The following is a 17691-nucleotide window of genomic DNA, read 5'->3' as shown; positions in this document are numbered from 1 at the left end:
TCTCGTGCTTCAGACAAACAGCAGCTCGAAAGGCCGGGCGGCGCGGGCGCGCGAGGCCGCGTCCAGGATGGGCGCGGCGCCCGTGCTCGGGTCGGGCCGCAGCTGGGTGCGGAAGGCCCGCAGCGCCAGCTGCTTGGCACGGAGATCCTGTGCGTCCAGTGCCAGGCGGCGCGCACGCGGCCAGGGCATGGGCGCATCTTCGGGCCTGGACCAGTGCCAGCCCCAGACCGGCACTTCCACGCACTGCGCACCGCAGCGGGCGGTGGCATCGGCGCATGCCGCACCCGTGGCCTCGTGGTCGGGATGGCCGTCCAGGCGCCAGGTGGTGAACACGATGTCGTTGGGCTGCAGCAGCCTGCGCAGCGCTTCGGCCAGCGCCTGCTGCCGTGGCGCCACGCCGCCGTCGGGAAAGCCGAGCCGCTGTACGGGCGCGGGCACGCCCAGCACGCGCAGGGCGCGGCCTTGCTCGCGTGCGCGGGTTGCAGCCAGCCGGCCTGCAGGCCAGCAGGACGAGCCGGGGTGGCTGGCTTCGCCGTCAGTCACGGCCAGCACGCACAGCGTCCGCTGCAGGCGGGCCAGCTGGCGGATGAGCCCGCCCACGGCAAGCACTTCATCGTCCGGATGCGGCGCGAGCACCACGGCACGATGGCCCGCAGGCACCAGTTCGGCAGCGTGAATGGCGGGCGCAGTGCGCAGGGCCTCGCAGGCCAGCCAGCGCGCTTCGGGCGTGGCCTGGCCCGCGTGGATGAAGCGGTCCATCAGAGGCTCCAATGCAAGGGGATGGCCGCGCCTGCGGCCTGCCCGTGCTGCGCCACCTCTGCGCCCAGTGCGGCCAGGTCGCGCTCTGCATGGCTTTGCCGAAGGAACACCGGCAGATCGGCCAGCGCCTGCGCGAAGCGTGCATGGCGGCACAGCGGCCCTGCGCCCAGCGCGCGCGTGGCGTGCCGCATCACGGCCTCCGCGGCGGCCTCACAGGCCAGCCGGGCGCGCAGGGCCTGCGGGCGGGCGCAGGCCCTGGGGTGTTCATCGATCCAGGCCGCGCACTCGCGCAGGAGGGCAGCGCTCTGGCTCAACGCCACATCGATCTGCCCCAGATGGGCGCGGGCATGGGGCTCGTCGCGCGCGCACAGGGCTTCGCGGGCCATCTGCGCGATGCCGCTGGCGCCGCCCCACCAGCACGCGGCGATGCCGGCGCCGCCCTGCCAGAAGCCGGGGCGGCTGGTGTAGTCGCCGGGCTGGCCCAGCGGCATGGCCCGCACATTGTCGAAGTGCAGGTCCCAGCTGGCCGTCTCGCGCATGCCCACCGCCTGCCAGCCTTCCTGGCTGCGCGTGATGCCCGGCTGCTCGAGCCACACGCGGGCCAGGCAGGGCTGGCCCTGCGCGTCCCAGCCGCTGACCACCGCGTGCGTGAGCTGGGCTGCGCCGGAGCACCAGGCCTTGGCGCCGTGTAGCCTGTAGTCCTGGCCGTCGCGCGCCATGTGCAGCCGGGCCATCGGCGGTTCGGCGCACCAGGTGCCCCAGCGGCTGCCCGGCGGCACGTCGGGCGCCCCCAGCTCCGCCTGGATGGCCAGCGCATCGGTGTGGCCTTCATAGAGCTTGACCAGGCTCAGGTCATGCGCGGCCACGCAGGCCAGCAACTGCCAGCGCGCGAGGGTCTGGCCCTGGGCCGGCAGCGGCAGCCGGTCAAGGCCGGCCGTCACCAGCTCTGCAAGCGAGACACGGGCGCCGGTGCGTGCGCGCAGAAAACGGTGAAGGGCTTGGGCGTCGGTGGCAGGGGCATGCATGCCACCCATGCTGCGTGGGCGCCGCGGCCGCTGGCGTCGGTGCGCGTCACCAGGCGCCGTAGGCCGGCCCACTGGCCGCGCATCTCGCAGTCGCTACGCCGAAGTTGTGGCGGCTTCTCTGGAGCCGGGCCTGAGCAAACGGCGCATGCACCAGAGTCCCACCAGGGGGCCGGGGAGGAGCAGCCACGAAACCCGGTCTCCCAGCAGCGCGTAGGTGGAGGTCGCCAGCTGGATCGAGACGGTGGTCAGAAAGAAGCCGGCGCTGTTCTGGATGGCCAGCGCGCCGCCCACCAGGCCTGGAGGGCACGCGTGGACGGAGAGCGCGGAGAACTGAGGCGAGTCGGCCACGACCGCGAAGCCCCAAACGAGCAGCAAGGCGAGAACAGCGGCGGGATGCGCCTTGGCCACCAGCGGGAAGAGAAGGCATGCGAGTCCGGAGGTCGCAAGCGCGGCCCACGCGACCTTGGCGCTGCCGATCTTCGAGCTGAGCACTCCGCCCACCATGCTCCCGAGGCAGCCGATGCCGATGATGGCAAAGGCCCAGCCCGACACGGCCGACGCCTGCGCCGTGGCGTTGCGCGCCAGGACCGGCATCACCAGCAGTGGCGCCAGCGTCCAGAAGGCGTAAAGCTCCCACATGTGGCCGAAGTAGCCGAAAGCCGAGGCCCGGAAGTCGGGCGTGCGGAATGCCGCCAGCGCACCCAGGCGGGGGGGCGCGGCGGCGCCACGCTTCAGATGGGGCCCGTCGCCCAGCAGGCCCATCATGACGGCGCCTGCCAGCGCCAGAGCCGAAGAGACCAGGATCACGGCCTGCCAGCTGAAAGAAGCGCCGAAGGCCCGGATGCCGTGGGGCAGTGCGGTCCCCAATGTCAGCATTCCCACGAGCAGTCCGAGGCTTCGGCCCGCGCGCGCCGGATCCCAGCTCACGATCAACTTCATCCCCAGCGGATAGATCCCGGCCAGCGCCAGCCCGACGCCGAAGCGAAACAGCATCGCATCCGCCAAGCCGCGGCTCCACAGCGCGAACGAGGCATTGAGCAGGGCACCGGCAACGCTGCAGGCGGCAAAGATGCGACTGGCCGGGAAGCGGTCGGCCAGCCCGCTCAGGGCGAAGACGAGCGTGCCGATGATGAAGCCGGCCTGCACGGCATTCGTGAGCCAGCCAATGTCACTCGTGGAGAGGCCCCACAGCTGCCGCAGCTCATCGGCAGCGCTGTTGGCACTGAACCAGAGCGATGTGCCGCACAACTGGGCCAGCACGATCCAGAACACAGGACTTCTCTTCATGGTTCGCCTTGCGTCCCGAGCCCGCGCGCGCCACCGTGCGCGCCCTGCTGCAACAGTGTGGGCAGGCCCTGGACAGGGCGCCTATTCTTCGCGCCCCGCGATGAACCCGCAACAGATCGTTTTCGTCAGTCCGGGCCCTGGGAGGCGGCCGCCTGGTCCTCGGTCTTGAAGAGGCCGCGCACGTTGAGCACGACCAGCCCCAGCTGCAGCGCGATCAGCGCCCAGGCCTGGGTGTGCCAGCCCCAGGCGATCCACAGCACATTGCTCAGCAGGAACACCCAGAAGCCGATGTTGCGGCGCCGCCGCGTGTTGGAGCCCACCAGCCAGGCGGCCGCCAGCGACGCGGCAAAGGCCGGCCACTGCAGCCATGAAAGCCACGCCATGTCCGCGGGCCTCAACCCGGCGCCACCGGCAATGCGGGCAGCGAGGGCAGCGAAGGTAGCGAAGGCAGCACCGCGTCGAGCGCCGCGCACAGCGTGTCGCCGAAGCCGCCGCGCACGCGCGCCTGCCGGCGCGCACTGGTCCAGACGCGCGGCTGCGCGCTCCATGCGATGCGCGCACCCTGCGCCTGCAGCGTGCGCACCAGCGCCACGTCTTCGTGGCAGCCCAGCGGTGCGAAGCCGCCGGCACGCAGATAGGCCTGCGCCGACACGCCCAGGTTGGCGCCATGCACATGGCGATGGCCATCGACGTCGCGATACGTGGCTTCGAAGCAGGCCTGGGCGTAGGCGGCATGGCTGCCGTGGCAGGACCAGTCCTGCACGGCCACGCTGCCGCACACCGCGTCGGCCCCCAGCGCAAGCTGCTGCACCAGCCAGCCTTCGCTCACGACCGTGTCGGCGTCGGTGAAGGCGAGCCATCGTGCGCCGGCGGCCAGCAGCACGTTGGCCGCCATGGCGCGCGCCTGCCCCACGCTGCGGGCCGCCAGATCCACCGTCCAGGCGCCGGCCTCGCGGGCCTGCGTGCCCGTGGCGTCGCAGCAGTGGTCGAGCGCCACCACGACCCGGCATTCCTCGCCGTGAAGGTCGGGGTGCGAGGCCGCTCGCCAGGCCGCGGCCACCGCTGTCGCAATGTTCTGTTCTTCGTTGTGCGCAGGAATGGCAATGCCGATCATGGGAAGCCTGGCGGGAGTGGAGGGGAAGGCTGCAGACCTTGGGGGGTGCAGGCCGGGCCCGGCGTCGGCACGCACAGCGTTGCCGTGTCAGTGAACCCGCGGCCGCACAGGCCTGCGGAGTGCTGCCACGGGCCGCCCTGGCAGCGTCCTACGCGCGATGGCGCGCTGCACCGCCGCAGCGGCGGCGCGCCGCAGGAAAGAGTGCATCGCCACGCCGCCCATCAGCGGCCCACCTTCTTCAGCCCCGCACACCCATGAGCCTTCGTGACCTCATTCCCTCTTTCCTCATCGGCGCCGTGGCCAGCGCGCGCTCGATGACGCCCATGGCCACCCTGGCCACGGCGCGCCTGCTGGGGCGGCCAACGCCCGGCCCGCTGGTGCTGCTGGACAGGCCGCTGTTCCGCTTCGGCGCGCTCGCGCTGGGCCTGGGCGAACTGGCGGGAGACAAGATGAAGAGCGCCCCCGACCGCACCGTGTTCCTGGGGCTGCTGGCCCGCACGCTGAGTGCGGGCATCGCCGGCGCTGCGCTCGCGCCGCGTGATCGCAGCGCCGCGGGCGCCGGCATCGCGGTGGGCACGGCGGTGCCCATGGCCTACCTCACGCTGGCCGGCCGCAAGCGCGCCATGGCCCGCATGGGCCAGACCCGCAGCGGCCTCATCGAAGACCTGTTGATCGTCGGCGCAGGCGCTGCGGTGGTGGCGCTCGGCGTGGGCGCTGCGCGCCACCGCCGCTGAAGACGGCCTACGCGTGGGCCTTGTTGCGCTTGCGGGTCGCGGCGGCCTTCTTGGCGGAAGCGGAGCGCTCGGCCGCCGTCCTGTGGGCCGAAGCGGCGCCACCGGCCTTGCCGCCCTTGCGCGAGGGGGCATGGTTCTCGGCCTTTCCGCGGCCCGAGCCCGATTTCTTGCCGCCGCCGGTTTCGGCATTGACCGTGGCCCAGGCGCGGCGCTCGGCCTCCTGTTTGGGCACGCCGCGGTCCTCGTAGCCTTCCTCGATGTGCTCGGCCTGCCGTTTCTGCTTGTCCGTGTAGGCCGACTTGTCGCCTCTGGGCATGGGGGGCTCCTGTGTGTGTTGGGAAGGGGGCGGTGCGCGCCGGCTCAATGCGCGTTGTCAGCCACGCCCGTCACGCCCGAGCTTCGGGCGCAATGCGCGCAGCAGTAGCGCTGAGAGCCGGCCTCGATGCCGTGGCCGATGATCCGGCAGCCGCAATGGCCGCAGCGCGGCGCCAGGCCTTCGATCGCGCATTCGAAGCTGTCGAAGACATGCTCCGTGTCGTCCACCTTGATCAGCAAGGGGCGGTGGTATTCGTTGCCGCAGACTTCGCATTGACTCATCGCAGGCTCCTGTGGGTGGTGGTCGTTGGTGAAGGGTCGCTTTCAATCTAGTCCCGTGCGCCCGGCTGGCTGTAGTTGGATGTCCCGTGCGAGGTAGGAATTGGCGCCATGCCGTGCCGCCGTGCGGGCCCCGGACATGGCCGACGGGCAGCGCTGTTCGTTGCCTACACGCAGGCTGGCCAGCGTCGATAAGGTGGGTGTTTCGAGGTCGCCCGCGTTGCGGGCCTTTGCCCACCTGAGCGGTGGGCGTTTTTCGCTCGCCAGTTTTCGCCCGCCAATTTCGTCATGGAACTGACCCGCGCCGCCTCGGAAAGCGAAACCGGATGAACCCCTGGCTGCTCTGGGCCGCCGGCGTGCTGGCGGCCATCGCGGCCGTGCTGCTGCTGGTGCTCTGGTCGGTGCGGCGCCATCGCGCGCCCGTGCTGGAGATGCAATGCGAGGGCGACATGCACGCGCGCATGGTGTCGCTGGCCGGCCTGAGCCTGGGCACGGTGGTGGCCGGCAACTCGGCACAGCTGGTCTTCGACGATGCCTTCTTCGAGGCGGCCGAGCGCCAGATCGACGCGGCGCGCCACAGCGTGCACCTGGAGAACTTCCTGTGGAAGCGCGGCCAGGTCGCCACGCGCATGAGCCGCGCGCTGTGCGATGCGGCCCGCAGGGGTCTGCAGGTGCGCATCCTGCTCGATGCCATGGGCGGGCGGCGCATGGGACGCGCGGGGCGGCGCCAGCTGCGCGAAGCCGGCTGCCAGTTGGCCTTCTTCCACCGCTGGTCCCTGCGCAACCTGGGCGTGCTGACCGACCGCGACCATCGCAAGCTGGTCATCACCGACGGCCGCGAGGCGCTGCTGGGCGGGCACTGCTACACCGATGCCTGGCTGGCCGAGCGGGCGCCGGCCACGGAACCGCTGCGTGCCTACGACGTGAGCGTGCGCGTGCGCGGGCCCATCGTGAGCACGCTGCAGGGCGCGTTCAGCGAGAACTGGGCCGCCGAGACGGGCGAGCTCTTCGCGGGCGAAGCGGTGTTCCCGGTGCTGGCGCCGGCCGGCGGGCTGGCCATGCATGCGGCCTACGCCAAGCCTGAACGCTCCGCGCCGGCCGTGAAGATCCTGCACCATGCGGCCATCTGCATGGCGCGCCAGCGCATCCAGGTGCAGAACCCCTATTTCATTCCCAAGCCTGAAGCCATCGATGCCTTCGGCGCCGCCGTCAGGCGCGGCGTGCAGGTGCGCGTGCTGATGCCTGCGATCCAGGCCACCGACAACGTGGTGGTCAACCTGGCTGCGCGGCGCAACTTCGGCAAGCTGCTGCGCTGCGGCGTGCAGCTCTTCGAGTGTGAAAAAGGGCTGATCCACCAGAAGATCATGACCATCGACGGCGCATGGAGCGCCGTGGGCTCCAGCAACTTCGACGACCGCTCCTTCGACACCAACGACGAGCTGACCCTGGGCATCTTCGATGCCGACACCGCGGCCCAGCTGGACGCGCTCTTCGATCGGCTGCTGCAGTGTGCACGGCCGGTGTCCCTGCGCGAATGGGAGCGGCGACCGTGGTGCCGCAGGCTGCAGGAGCATGCCTGCTATTCGCTGCGGCAATTGCTCTGAAGCGCTCTCCTGCCTTGGCCTTCCTCCACGCCTAGGGCCACATGGAGCACCGGCCTACGCCGCCCGGCCCGCGGCCTTTTCACCATGCGCAGCGTCCCCCCTCAGGCGCGGTGCGCGCGTGCGCAGGTGACGCGAACCGTCGCGTCCAGCGAGCGGGCGCAGTGCGACAAGGCGTAGCGAATGAGTTTCTTCAGATCGTCGGACTTCAGGCGTCGCGAGGCGGGAGTGGTCCGCCTGGCGCGGGTGTTCGTGCTCTTCGTCAGTGCCGTCATCCTGGGCGCGAGCGCCTGGATGGCCTGGCGCGGCCATGCCGACCGGGAACAGCAGATCGTGCAGGCCAATGCCAACCTGGCCAGCGCCGTGGCGCAGCAGCTCGATGCGCTGATCGGAGATACGCAGAACCTGCTGGGCAATGTCGCCTTCGCGCTGGATCAGCAGGCGCTCACGGCCGAAGCGCTGGCGCGCATCCAGCCCAACCTGGTCAACGCGGTCGCACAGGTGCGCCAGCTCGGCGGGCTGTTCATCTTCGACGCCCAGGGACGCGCGGTGGTCCACACGCAGCCGCAGGCCCTGGACGACCTGGACGTGCGCAGCCGCGACTACTTCGTCCACCATCGCGAGTCGCTCAGCGAGTCGGTCCACATCGGCGAGCCGCTGCTCGGCAGCATCTCGGGGCGCTGGCTGATCCCCATCTCCAGGCGCCTGAACGATCCGGCCGGAGCCTTCACGGGCGTGGTGCTCGCCACCCTGAGCGTGCACGAGCTCCACGCGCTGCTGGCGGCCTATGACGTGGGGCAGCAGGGCGCCATCGCCCTGCTGGACAAGAAAGGCACCGTGCTGCTGCGCCGACCTCTGCACGAGGCCGACCTGGGCCGCAGCATCGCGGGCAGCGAGGTGCATGCGCAGCTGCTGGGCAGGTCGCAGGGCACGGTGCGCGCGGCCTCGCCCATCGACGGCGTGCAGCGGCTCATCACCTTCCAGCACCTGCGCCACTACCCGCTGTACGTGACCGTGTCGCTCTCCACCCATGAGGCTTTCCGCTCGTGGCGGCAAAGCGCCGTGATGCAGACGGCCTGGGCGGTGGTGCTGTGCGCGATGGTGGGCGGCTCGGGCATCTACCTGGTGCGCGTGATCCGCCGGCGCGCGCGGGCCGAGGCCGATTCCCGGCAGGCCCGCGTGGCGCTGGAGGCAGCCAATCTCAAGCTCGATCACATGGCGCGCCACGATGGCCTGACGGGCCTGGCCAACCGCCGCCATTTCGATGCCGAGATCGAGCGCCTGCTGGCGCCCGGCCGCAGCCCGGGCGCGGCGGTGGCCCTGCTGATGATCGACGTGGACCACTTCAAGGCCTACAACGACACCCACGGGCACCTGGCCGGCGACGAATGCCTGATCCGGGTGGCGCAGGCCGTGCGCCACCTTGCCGTCAGCTCCGGCGGCCTTGCCGCACGCTTCGGCGGCGAGGAACTGGCCGTCCTGCTCGAGGCGCACCCGTGCCCCGCGGCCGTGGCGCAGGAGATCCGACGCGCGGTCGAGGCCCTGCGCATCGGCACCGCGGCCGACCCGGCCGCGCGGATCACCGTCTCCATCGGCATCGCCGTCGCGGCGCCCGGGCAGGGGCCCGCCCAGCTCATCGCCCGCGCAGACGGCGCGCTCTACGCCGCCAAGCGCGGCGGGCGCAATCGAATCGAGCAGGCCTGAGCCCGCATGCCGGTCACCGCATTCCTCCACCAGCACCACGTCCTCAAGATGCCGCTGATCCGCGCCGAAGCCCAGCCCACCGAGGTTGACATCCTGACCGCCGTGCAGGCCTTGCCGGACGCCTGCCCCGTGTGGCGTCCCTATGTGTGCGTCACACTGTACGCACGTTATTCAGGCGAGGTCCGGCTGGACTTCTCGCTCAAGGCTGCGCAACTGCATGGCCGGCTGCGATGGTTCTGGCGGCTGGTCAGGGTGACCCGGCTCGGACCCAAGTCTGCGGCCGGGAAGTCTGCGCGCGCGCCCGTCGTCCATTTCCGCTGAGAACGCGGCGCGTCGGCGCTTAGCCATCGCGCCAGTCACGCACCGACTACAGCCGCGTTCCCGATGCACCTACAAGGTGCCCATTTCAGCCGCCGCACACTTCATCCCGCACCACAACCCAAGGAGTCGCACACATGAAGACCAAGACCCTCGCCATTGCCATCGCCACCAGCCTGTTCGCGCTGTCGGGTGCACATGCCCAGTCGATGACGGGTGACCAGCACAAGGCCGCCAAGCAGCAGATCGAAGCCGACCACAAGGCTGCCAAGGCGCAATGCGACACGCTCAAGGACAACGCCAAGGACGTGTGCCAGAAGGAAGCCGACGCCAAGCAGAACGTGGCCAAGGCCGAGCTGGAACAGCAGTACAAGCCCAGCGCAAGCAACACGCGCAAGGTCGCAGAAGCCAAGGCCAAGGGCATGCATGAAGTCGCCAAGGAAAAGTGCGACGACAGCAGCGGTGAAGCCAAGGACGCCTGCAAGAAGCAGGCAGACGCCGACTACACCAAGGCCAAGGCCGACATCAAGGCCATGAAGTCCTGATCGCGCGCGGCCGGCTCGGTCGCGCAACCCACAAGGCCCGGACACCTCGCGGTGGCCGGGCCTTCTTTATTGGAATGGCGCGCGTCTGCAGGCGCCCGCTCACTTCACCTGTTGTCCGACAGGGCCGCCGCTCGCGAATGCCTAGGATGCATTCAAGGGAAGCGACCGAGCCAGACAAGGACAGACAGCGATGAGCAGCCACCCCGGCAACCAGACCCCCGCAACCCTGTTCGAAGGCCCGCCCGACCTGGCCGCCCGTGGCCGCGCAGCGCCCTTGTGCCGGCATTGAACGCACCCCGCCTTGCTGCCCGGAGGCCGCCATGCCGTGGCTGAAGCTGCTGCACATCTGCGCCGTCATCCTCTGGTGCGGCGCGCTGCTGTACCTGCCGCTGGCGGTCGCAGCGGCCGGTGGCGCGCAGCGCCGGCCCGTCGCGCTCGGTGCCGCCGACGACGAGATCCTGCGCGCGCTCTTCGTGTGGGGCGCCACGCCTGCGGCGCTGCTGGCGATTGCCTCGGGCACGCTGATCTTCATCTGGCACGGCACGCTGGGCGTGTGGTTGCTGGCCAAGCTGGCGCTGGTCGCGCTGCTGGTGCTCGGGCATGCGAGCTTCGGCCTGCTGATCCTGCGCCTGGAGCGCGGGCAGCCCGCGCGCCACGCCGCGCTGGGGGTGGGCGCCTTGCTGCTGCCGCTGCTGCTGACCATTGCCTGGCTGGTGCTGGCCCAGCCCGGAGCACGGCCTTGAATTCAGTCGGCGCCCAGGTCCACGGCCACACCCTTCTCGTACACCAGCCGGCCTCCCAGGTAGGCCGCCATTGCGATGAACAGCGCCGTCAGGCCCGTGATGGCCGCGCCCCAGGGCCACAGCCACTGCGCCGGGTCGTCGGCGCGCCAGCGCAGCGCCCAGTTCATCGAGGCCAGCGACAGCATCATCACGGCCAGCAGTGCATGGCCCCAGGCCGTGACCAGGCGCCGGATGCGCGCCACGCCCAGCAGGTCGACCAGCCCCGCGATGCTGGCCAGCCAGCCGCCGGCCGCGCCCGTGCCGGCCAGCCACAGGCCGGCACGGGCCCAGAACGGGTCCTGCGTCCAGAGCCAGGCGGCATCGGTGCCCAGCAGCCCGATCAGCGCCGCGACCGGAAAGTGGATCAGCATCGGATGCAGCGGATGGCCCGCAATGGCGGCCCGGCTCAGGATGGGCTCGGGCAGGGCGGCAGGCGCATCGGCGGCGCGCGTGTCAGGCATGGGCATGCCGCAGTGTGGGCCCTGGCGCTGCTGCCCGCGCTCGGCGCATGTCGCGGACCCTTGTCGGTGCTGGACCCGGCCGGCCCCTCGGCGCAGGCCATCGCGCAGGTCTGGTGGTGGATGTTCGGCGTGGCGGCCCTGGTGCTGGTGGGCGTGTGCCTGGCCGGTGCCTGGGCCATGCGCAGGCGCGCGCCGCTGCCGCCCGTGCAGGCGCAGCGCGTGGCGCGGCGCTGGCTGGTCGGTGGCGGCCTGCTGCTGCCCGGCGTGGCCATCACGGCGCTCTTGATCTTCGGCTCGCCCGCAGGCCTGCACCAGCTGCCCTGGCCCGGCGCGGCGCAGGCGCCACTGCGCGTGGAGGTGACGGGCCATCAGTGGTGGTGGGAGGTCCACTATCCCGACACCGGCGCGCGCCTGCGCGGCGAAATGCGCATCCCGGCCGGCCGGCCCGTGGACGTGCACACGCGCAGCGCCGACGTGATCCATTCCTTCTGGGTGCCGCGCCTGGGCGGCAAGCTCGACGCCGTGCCGGGCCGCACGCTGGTGCTGCGCTTGCAGGCCGATGCGCCGGGCCTGTACCGCGGCGTGTGTGCCGAGTTCTGCGGCACGGGCCATGCGCAGATGCCCATGCAGGTGCAGGCCATGTCCGCCGAGGCTTTCGAGCAGTGGCTGCGCGCCGGCGCGACGGGGGCGGCGCCATGAGCGGCGCGATGCCGGAAGAAGGCCGCGCCCTGCGCGACGCGCTGCATGCCGTGTGGCGCAACCCGCCGGGCTGGCGCACGCTGGCCGCGGTGAACCACGGCACCATCGCGCTGCGCTTCATGCTCACGGCCGCCTTCTTCTTCGTGGTGGCGGGCGTGCTGGCCATGCTGCTGCGCGCGCAGCTGGCGCTGCCGGGCCATGACTTCATGGGGCCCGGGGCCTACAACCAGGCCTTCACCATGCACGGCACCTTGATGATGTTCCTGTTCGCCGTGCCGGTGCTGCAGGGGCTGGCGGCTTACCTGCTGCCCAAGATGCTGGGCGCGCGCGACCTCGTGTTCCCGCGCCTTTCGGCCTTCGGCTACTGGTGCTACCTCTTCGGCGGGCTGATCTTCACCAGCTCGCTGGTGTTCGAGCTGGCGCCCGACGCGGGCTGGTTCATGTACACGCCGCTGTCCAGCAACCGCTACTCGCCGGGCATCAACGCCGACTTCTGGCTCATCGGCATCACCTTCGTCGAGATCGCCACGCTGGCCGCGGGCATCGAGCTGGCCGTGTCCATCCTGCGCACGCGCGCGGCCGGTATGGCGCTGCAGAAGATGCCCATCTTCGCGTGGTCGATGCTGGTCACCTCGCTGATGATCGTGATCGGCTTCCCGCCGCTGGTGCTGGGCTCGCTGCTGCTGGAGCTGGAGCGCGCGGCCGGCTGGGCCTTCTTCGACCCCACGCGCGGCGGCGACCCGCTGCTGTGGGCGCACCTGTTCTGGCTCTTCGGCCACCCCGAGGTCTACATCATCTTCCTGCCGGCCGCGGGCGTCATCTCCACCCTGGTGCCGGTCTTCGCGGGCCGGCCGCTGGTGGGCTATGTGTGGGTCGTGGCCTCGCTGATCGGCGTGGGCTTCCTGAGCTTCGGGCTGTGGGTGCACCACATGTTCACGCTGGGCATTCCGGCGCTGGCGCAGGCCTTCTTCTCGGCCGCGAGCATGCTGGTGGGCGTGCCCACGGCGGTGCAGCTGTTCGCCTGGATCGCCACCCTGTGGACCGGCCGGCCGCGCTGGGAGGTGCCCATGCTGTGGATCGGCGCCTTCCTGCTGGTCTTCGTGGCCGGCGGGCTCACCGGGGTGATGCTGGCGCTGGTGCCCTTCAACTGGCAGGTCCACGACACGCACTTCGTGGTCGCGCATTTCCACTACGTGCTGGTGGGCGGCATGCTGTTTCCGCTGCTCGCGGGCCTGTACCACTGGCTGCCGCACGTCAGCGGGCGCATGCCTTCGCGCCGGCTTGCACGCGCGGGTTTCTGGCTCACCTTCATCGGCTTCAACGGCACCTTCCTGGTCATGCACTGGACGGGCCTTCTGGGCATGCCGCGGCGCGTCTACACCTACGAGGCGGGCCTGGGTTGGGAACTGCCCAACCTCGTCTCCTCGGTCTTCGGCTTCGTGATGGCCTTCGGCATCGTCACCGTGCTGATCGATCTGGCGCTGCACTGGCGACTGGGCGCGCGTGCGGGCGTCAACCCCTGGGGTGCGAGCACGCTCGAATGGGCCACGGCCACGCCGCCCGAGCCCTACAACTTCGCCTCGCAGGCGCCGGTGCGCGCGCGCCACCCGCTGTGGGCGCGGCCTGCGCTGCCGCAAGAGATGGCCGAAGGCGCGCATGCGCTGGCGCGCGCCGACGCGGGCCGCGAAACCCTGGGCAGCAGCGCCGTGGCCGCGCGGCCCACCGAGCTGATCGTGCTGCCCGGCAACAGCTGGCTGCCGCTGCAGTCGGCCGCGTTGCTGGCGCTGTTGTGCGTGCTGCTGCTGTGCAAGCTCTACCTGCCGGCCGCGGCGGTGGCCTTGCTGGTGCTGGTGCAGCTGCTGCGCTGGTCCTGGGTCAATGGCGAGCATCCGGCCTATGGCGCGGCGCAGGGCGGGGCGCCCGCACCGCTGGTGGTCGATGGCAGGGCCGTGCGCCCGCACACCCACGGCCTGGACGGGCCGGGCCACTGGGGCATGAACCTGAGCCTGCTGGCCGACGGCGCGCTGTACGGCGCCTTGCTCTTCGGCTGGTTCTACCTGTGGACGGTGGCGCCGCAGTGGCAGGCACCGGCCCGGCCCATGCTGGGGCCCGGCGCCATGGGAGGCGTGCTGGCGCCCATGCTGGCGGGCGTGCTGCTGCTGTGGCGCGTGCGCCGCGGCCTGGCCCGGGGCCACGCGCGCCATGCGGCCCTGCAGCTTGCGCTGACCGGCGTGCTGGGGCTGGCGGCCACGCTGGCGCTGGCCGCGCTGCTGTGGCAGTTGCCGCTGCAGCCGCGCCGCACTGCGCACGACGCCGTGCTGGCCGTGGCCCTGATCTACCTGGGCCTGCATGCGCTGGTGGCGGGCCTGCTGGCGCTGATGCAGGCCGCGCGCGTGCAACGCGGCTGGGTGGGCGTGCACCGGCCTTATGAGCCGCGCGTGGTGGCGGCCTGGTGGCACTACAGCGCGGGCGCCACGGCCGTGGCCTGGCTGGCCTTTTCGCTGGCGCCGATGGGCTTCGCGCCATGAAGGGCTCGCGCGTGGCATGCGCCTGGCTGGCGCCGCACCGGGCCTGGCATGTGGCGGCCGGCTTCACGCTGTGGTCGCTGTGGTTCGTGGCGGCCTATGGCGCGCTCTCGGTGGCCTGCGCCGTGGCGCCGCCCGCGCCGGCGCGCGGCCCCTTCACCGGCGTGAATCTCTCGCTCCTGCTGCTCACGCTGGCCACGGTGGCCCTGCTGCTGGCCGCGGCCTGGCAATGCTGGCGCGGCCGCCGCGCGCTGCGTCCCGAAGGTCCGGCGCACCGCGAGCGTGCCGTGCGCCGCCGCTTCCTGGCGGGCCTTTCGGCCCTGCTGTACCTGACGGCCGCAGCGGCCACGGCTTTCGTCGGCCTGCCGCTGCTGTGGCTGCCGCCCTGTGTCTGAAGCGAAGGAGGGGAACACGCCATGTCCGGCACGCTGATGAGCCTGTGTACCGTGGATGCGCTGCCGGCCCTGCCGCAGGGCTGGTGGCGGGCCTGGAGCCTGGCGCCCGCCACGCTGGTGCCGCTGCTGCTGCTGGCCGCCTGGGCCCTGGCGCCGACGTGGCGCAGCGGGCTGCCGGCCGGCGCGGCCCGGCGATGGCGGCTGGTCGGCCTGCTGCTGCTGGCGCTGGCGCTGGTCTCGCCGCTGTGCCGCCTGGCCGCCACGCTGGCGGGAGCCCACATGGCCCAGCTCATGGTGCTGGTGGCCGGCTGCGCGCTGCTGGCCGCGGGCTGGCGCGCGCCGCGGCATGCGGGCGGCGCGCGGCTGGGCGCCGCGGCCACGCTGCACGGGCTGTTGCTGTGGCTGTGGCACCTGCCCGTGGTGTATGCGGCGGCACTGCTTTCCGGCCCGGTGCACGTGGGCCTGACGACGGCGCTGGCGCTGGCCTCCTTCGCGTTCGGGCGGCAGGCCTTTCATGCGGGGCCGGCGCAGCGCGGCGCGGTGCTGGTGGCCCTGCTGCTGAGCCTGGCCCACACCGGGCTGCTGGGCGCGCTGCTGACCTTCGCCGGCACGCCGCTCTATGCGCTGCAGGCGCCCGGGGCGCGGGCCTGGGGCCTGTCGCCGCTGGTGGATCAACAACTGGCCGGGCTCATCATGTGGGTGCCCGGCGGCATGGCCTACATGGCGGCCGCGCTTGGCGTGTTCCTGCGCCGCACGCCGCGCGCCCCCACAATGGGCCCACGCATTCCAACCTGGCAAAGGCCCCTGCGGTGAGCGCTGCTTTCTCCAACAACTTCCCGGCCGCCCCGGGCCCGATGAGCGAGGCGGTGCGTGCCTTCGACTGGTCCGGCACGCCGCTGGGCCCCATTGCGCAGTGGCCGGTGCATCTGCGCATCCCCGTGGAGATGATGCTGGCCTCGCACTTCCCCAAATGCATCGTATGGGGCGAGAGCCTGACGATGATCTACAACGACGCGTTCAAGGTCATCCTGGGCAACAAGCCGGACACCCTCGGGCGCTCCTTCGCGCAGGCCTGGGCCGAGGCCTGGGATGCGATCGAGCCCTTCGTGACGCGGACCTTTGCCGGCGAGGCCGTGTTCATCGAGGACTTCCCGCTGCAGATCAACCGCCACGGCTACGCGGAGCAGGCCCACTTCACCTTCTGCTACAGCCCGCTGCGCGACGAGCAGGGCCGCATCGTCGGGCTGATCGACACCGTCATGGAGACGACCTCGAAGTTCCTGGCCACCGAGCGGCTCGAGCGCTGGGTGCAGTCGCAGGACGAGCTGATCGCGCAGCGCACGGCCGACCGCGACCGCATGTGGCGGCTGTCCACCGACCTGATGCTCATCTGCGACCGCTCCACGCAGATCCGGCAGGCCAACCCGGCCTGGGAGCGGCTGCTGGGCTGGAGCACGGCCGACCTGCTGGGGCGCCCGCTGGCCTGGCTGCTGCATCCGCAGGACCGCGAGGTCAGCCATCGCGTGATTCCAGGGCTGCCCGAATCCGGCGCGTCCTTCCGCTTCGAGACCCGCTGCCGCGCGCGCGACGGCGCCTACCACGTGATCGAGTGGAGCACGGTGCCCGACGAGCAGCTCCTGCTGCTGGTGGGCCGCGACGTCAGCGCCGAACGCAGCGCGGCCGAGGCCCTGCGGGCCTCCGAAGCGGCGCTGCACCACGCGCAGAAGATGGAGAGCGTGGGCAAGCTCACGGGCGGCGTGGCGCACGACTTCAACAACCTGCTGCATGTCATTTCGGGCAACCTGCAGCTGCTGAGCCGGGTGACGGGCGGCAACCCGAGCGCCGAGCGCCACCTGGCCACCGCGCTGGAGAGCGTGAAGAAGGGCGCCAAGCTCGCCAGCCAGCTGCTGGCCTTCGCGCGCAAGCAGCCGCTGGAGCCCGAGGTGCTCAACATCGGCAGGCTGATCCCGGGCATCGAGGACATGCTGCGGCGCACGCTGGGCGAGAGCGTGGAGGTCGAGGCCGTGATCTCGGGCGAGCTGTGGAACTGCTTCGTCGACGCGGCGCAGATGGAGAACGCGCTGCTGAACCTGGCCATCAACGGCCGCGACGCGATGCAGGGCGTGGGCCAGCTCACCATCGAATGCGCCAATGCGCACCTGGACGATGCCTATGCGCGCCTGCACGACGACGTGGAGCCGGGCCAGTACGTGATGGTCGCCGTGAGCGACACCGGCGTGGGCATGAGCCCGCAGCTCATGGCGCAGGTCTTCGAGCCCTTCTTCACCACCAAGGAAGAGGGCCGGGGCAGCGGGCTGGGCCTGTCGATGGTCTATGGCTTCGTCAAGCAGTCCGGCGGGCATGTCAAGCTCTACAGCGAGCCGGGCCATGGCACCACGGTCAAGCTCTACCTGCCGCGCTCGATGGAGCCCGAACGCCTGTCGTCCGGCAGCGAGTCCACGCGGGTGCTGGGCGGCCATGAAACGGTGCTGGTCGCCGAAGACGACGACGCCGTGCGCGAGACCGTCAGCGACCTGCTGCAGGACCTGGGCTACGAGGTGCTCAGTGCGCGCGACGCGGCGTCGGCCATGGCCATCCTCGAAAGCGGCGTGCAGGTGGACCTGCTGTTCACCGACGTGGTCATGCCGGGGCGCATGCGCAGCACCGAACTGGCCAGCCTGGCCCGGCAGCGCCGGCCCGAGCTGGCGGTGCTGTTCACCTCGGGCTACACCGAAAACGCCATCGACCATGGCGGACGGCTGGATGCCGGGGTGGAGCTGATCGGCAAGCCCTACACGCGCGAGGCGCTGGCGCTGAAGGTGCGCAGCGTGCTGGCCAGGCAGCGCACCCAACGACAAATCTAGGGCCTGCGCAGCACGCGCCGGCTCGTGCTGCCGGGCATTCCTTTTTGTCTTGCCGGCGCTGGTGCGGCTGGCTGGTCGCAGCCGGCGTCTGCCCAATAGAGACATTGTTTGACTTTTAAAAGCCAAATCTTCGCTCTTCGCAGGCACTCGAGAAACAATATTTGTCGATTAAAAACTAGAAAGACCATTAAATACAAAAACGTTTCTCGTCGTTTGAGTTTCCCCTGGCCACAGCCCCTCAGGCTTTACCAAATGCGCTGTCACAGAAAATTCACTAAAAATAA

At 71.0% G+C, this 17691-nt stretch carries 19 protein-coding genes; 11 read left to right on the top strand and 8 right to left on the bottom strand.

What is annotated here, in order from left to right; genetic code table 11:
- Window positions 1–9: 9 nt before the first annotated feature.
- The 5 genes from PGB34_RS01520 to PGB34_RS01500 form a co-directional block, all read right to left on the bottom strand.
- Window positions 10–759, bottom strand: a complete 750-nt coding sequence (locus PGB34_RS01520) for a PIG-L deacetylase family protein (protein WP_271426301.1) — start codon at window positions 757–759, stop codon at window positions 10–12.
- Entirely contained in the window at window positions 759–1784 is a 1026-nt protein-coding gene (locus tag PGB34_RS01515) for an acyl-CoA dehydrogenase family protein (protein ID WP_271426300.1), read from the bottom strand. Before PGB34_RS01515 ends, PGB34_RS01520 begins: the two co-directional genes overlap by 1 nt.
- 93 nt (window positions 1785–1877) lie before the next feature.
- Window positions 1878–3056: an MFS transporter gene (locus PGB34_RS01510; RefSeq protein ID WP_333909004.1), complete on the bottom strand. Its 1179-nt coding sequence runs from the start codon at window positions 3054–3056 to the stop codon at window positions 1878–1880.
- 140 nt (window positions 3057–3196) lie between these two features.
- Window positions 3197–3454, bottom strand: a complete 258-nt coding sequence (locus tag PGB34_RS01505; RefSeq protein ID WP_271426298.1) for a hypothetical protein — start codon at window positions 3452–3454, stop codon at window positions 3197–3199.
- A gap of 11 nt (window positions 3455–3465) precedes the next feature.
- Complete coding sequence (locus PGB34_RS01500) at window positions 3466–4185, bottom strand: glycosyltransferase (protein WP_271426297.1); 720 nt, start codon at window positions 4183–4185, stop codon at window positions 3466–3468.
- A 254-nt stretch (window positions 4186–4439) separates the two neighbouring features.
- Between PGB34_RS01500 and PGB34_RS01495 the strand changes: the two genes are divergently transcribed.
- Window positions 4440–4919 (top strand): hypothetical protein, encoded by a 480-nt coding sequence (locus tag PGB34_RS01495; protein ID WP_271426296.1) that lies wholly within the window; start codon window positions 4440–4442, stop codon window positions 4917–4919.
- Between the two features lie 7 nt (window positions 4920–4926).
- Here PGB34_RS01495 and PGB34_RS01490 read toward each other — a convergent pair whose 3' ends face one another.
- Window positions 4927–5235, bottom strand: coding sequence for a plasmid stabilization protein (locus PGB34_RS01490; protein WP_271426295.1), 309 nt, complete (start codon window positions 5233–5235; stop codon window positions 4927–4929).
- Window positions 5236–5279: 44 nt separating this feature from the next.
- Window positions 5280–5516 (bottom strand): hypothetical protein, encoded by a 237-nt coding sequence (locus PGB34_RS01485; RefSeq protein ID WP_271426294.1) that lies wholly within the window; start codon window positions 5514–5516, stop codon window positions 5280–5282.
- 323 nt (window positions 5517–5839) lie between these two features.
- Between PGB34_RS01485 and PGB34_RS01480 the strand changes: the two genes are divergently transcribed.
- The 5 genes from PGB34_RS01480 to PGB34_RS01460 all read left to right on the top strand — a co-directional run bounded on the left by PGB34_RS01480 (window position 5840) and on the right by PGB34_RS01460 (window position 10424).
- Complete coding sequence (locus PGB34_RS01480) at window positions 5840–7117, top strand: phospholipase D-like domain-containing protein (RefSeq protein WP_271426293.1); 1278 nt, start codon at window positions 5840–5842, stop codon at window positions 7115–7117.
- A 180-nt stretch (window positions 7118–7297) separates the two neighbouring features.
- Window positions 7298–8818, top strand: a complete 1521-nt coding sequence (locus PGB34_RS01475) for a GGDEF domain-containing protein (RefSeq protein WP_271426292.1) — start codon at window positions 7298–7300, stop codon at window positions 8816–8818.
- Window positions 8819–8824: 6 nt separating this feature from the next.
- Window positions 8825–9139: a hypothetical protein gene (locus tag PGB34_RS01470; RefSeq protein ID WP_271426291.1), complete on the top strand. Its 315-nt coding sequence runs from the start codon at window positions 8825–8827 to the stop codon at window positions 9137–9139.
- Window positions 9140–9273: 134 nt separating this feature from the next.
- Entirely contained in the window at window positions 9274–9681 is a 408-nt protein-coding gene (locus PGB34_RS01465; protein WP_271426290.1) for a hypothetical protein, read from the top strand.
- A gap of 320 nt (window positions 9682–10001) precedes the next feature.
- Entirely contained in the window at window positions 10002–10424 is a 423-nt protein-coding gene (locus PGB34_RS01460) for a CopD family protein (protein ID WP_271426289.1), read from the top strand.
- A gap of 2 nt (window positions 10425–10426) precedes the next feature.
- Here the strand turns inward: PGB34_RS01460 and PGB34_RS01455 are convergent, their stop codons facing one another.
- Entirely contained in the window at window positions 10427–10924 is a 498-nt protein-coding gene (locus tag PGB34_RS01455; RefSeq protein WP_271426288.1) for a DUF2231 domain-containing protein, read from the bottom strand.
- Window positions 10925–10990: 66 nt separating this feature from the next.
- On the opposite strand from PGB34_RS01455, the gene coxB reads away from it, so the two are divergent.
- From coxB to PGB34_RS01430, 5 genes are read left to right on the top strand one after another with little or no spacing between them, the layout of a single operon-like run.
- Window positions 10991–11623, top strand: coding sequence for a cytochrome c oxidase subunit II (gene coxB, locus PGB34_RS01450; RefSeq protein ID WP_271426883.1), 633 nt, complete (start codon window positions 10991–10993; stop codon window positions 11621–11623).
- Between the two features lie 8 nt (window positions 11624–11631).
- Window positions 11632–14151 carry a cytochrome c oxidase subunit I gene (ctaD, locus tag PGB34_RS01445; protein WP_271426287.1) on the top strand — a complete coding sequence of 840 codons (2520 nt, stop codon included), beginning with the start codon at window positions 11632–11634 and terminating at the stop codon, window positions 14149–14151.
- On the top strand, window positions 14148–14543 hold the full coding sequence (locus PGB34_RS01440; protein WP_271426286.1) for a hypothetical protein: 396 nt from the start codon (window positions 14148–14150) through the stop codon (window positions 14541–14543). Before ctaD ends, PGB34_RS01440 begins: the two co-directional genes overlap by 4 nt.
- A gap of 21 nt (window positions 14544–14564) precedes the next feature.
- On the top strand, window positions 14565–15356 hold the full coding sequence (locus tag PGB34_RS01435; protein WP_271426285.1) for a cytochrome c oxidase assembly protein: 792 nt from the start codon (window positions 14565–14567) through the stop codon (window positions 15354–15356).
- Complete coding sequence (locus PGB34_RS01430) at window positions 15353–17407, top strand: hybrid sensor histidine kinase/response regulator (RefSeq protein ID WP_271426284.1); 2055 nt, start codon at window positions 15353–15355, stop codon at window positions 17405–17407. The genes PGB34_RS01435 and PGB34_RS01430 overlap by 4 nt, the downstream gene beginning before the upstream one ends.
- The last annotated feature ends 284 nt before the right edge of the window (window positions 17408–17691 follow it).

This window comes from Xenophilus arseniciresistens (assembly GCF_028023875.1).
GTDB lineage: Bacteria > Pseudomonadota > Gammaproteobacteria > Burkholderiales > Burkholderiaceae_C > Xenophilus > Xenophilus arseniciresistens.
This window is presented reverse-complemented; position numbering and strand designations above follow the sequence as displayed.

Bases quoted from the DNA above. Each gene is read 5' to 3' on its own strand.
- PGB34_RS01520 (WP_271426301.1), bottom strand. From the start codon at position 759: ATGGACCGCTTCATCCACGCGGGCCAGGCCACGCCCGAAGCGCGCTGG.
- PGB34_RS01515 (WP_271426300.1), bottom strand. From the start codon at position 1,784: ATGCATGCCCCTGCCACCGACGCCCAAGCCCTTCACCGTTTTCTGCGC.
- PGB34_RS01505 (WP_271426298.1), bottom strand. From the start codon at position 3,454: ATGGCGTGGCTTTCATGGCTGCAGTGGCCGGCCTTTGCCGCGTCGCTG.
- PGB34_RS01500 (WP_271426297.1), bottom strand. From the start codon at position 4,185: ATGATCGGCATTGCCATTCCTGCGCACAACGAAGAACAGAACATTGCG.
- PGB34_RS01495 (WP_271426296.1), top strand. From the start codon at position 4,440: ATGAGCCTTCGTGACCTCATTCCCTCTTTCCTCATCGGCGCCGTGGCC.
- PGB34_RS01490 (WP_271426295.1), bottom strand. From the start codon at position 5,235: ATGCCCAGAGGCGACAAGTCGGCCTACACGGACAAGCAGAAACGGCAG.
- PGB34_RS01485 (WP_271426294.1), bottom strand. From the start codon at position 5,516: ATGAGTCAATGCGAAGTCTGCGGCAACGAATACCACCGCCCCTTGCTG.
- PGB34_RS01480 (WP_271426293.1), top strand. From the start codon at position 5,840: ATGAACCCCTGGCTGCTCTGGGCCGCCGGCGTGCTGGCGGCCATCGCG.
- PGB34_RS01475 (WP_271426292.1), top strand. From the start codon at position 7,298: ATGAGTTTCTTCAGATCGTCGGACTTCAGGCGTCGCGAGGCGGGAGTG.
- PGB34_RS01470 (WP_271426291.1), top strand. From the start codon at position 8,825: ATGCCGGTCACCGCATTCCTCCACCAGCACCACGTCCTCAAGATGCCG.
- PGB34_RS01465 (WP_271426290.1), top strand. From the start codon at position 9,274: ATGAAGACCAAGACCCTCGCCATTGCCATCGCCACCAGCCTGTTCGCG.
- PGB34_RS01460 (WP_271426289.1), top strand. From the start codon at position 10,002: ATGCCGTGGCTGAAGCTGCTGCACATCTGCGCCGTCATCCTCTGGTGC.
- PGB34_RS01455 (WP_271426288.1), bottom strand. From the start codon at position 10,924: ATGCCTGACACGCGCGCCGCCGATGCGCCTGCCGCCCTGCCCGAGCCC.
- ctaD (WP_271426287.1), top strand. From the start codon at position 11,632: ATGCCGGAAGAAGGCCGCGCCCTGCGCGACGCGCTGCATGCCGTGTGG.
- PGB34_RS01440 (WP_271426286.1), top strand. From the start codon at position 14,148: ATGAAGGGCTCGCGCGTGGCATGCGCCTGGCTGGCGCCGCACCGGGCC.
- PGB34_RS01435 (WP_271426285.1), top strand. From the start codon at position 14,565: ATGTCCGGCACGCTGATGAGCCTGTGTACCGTGGATGCGCTGCCGGCC.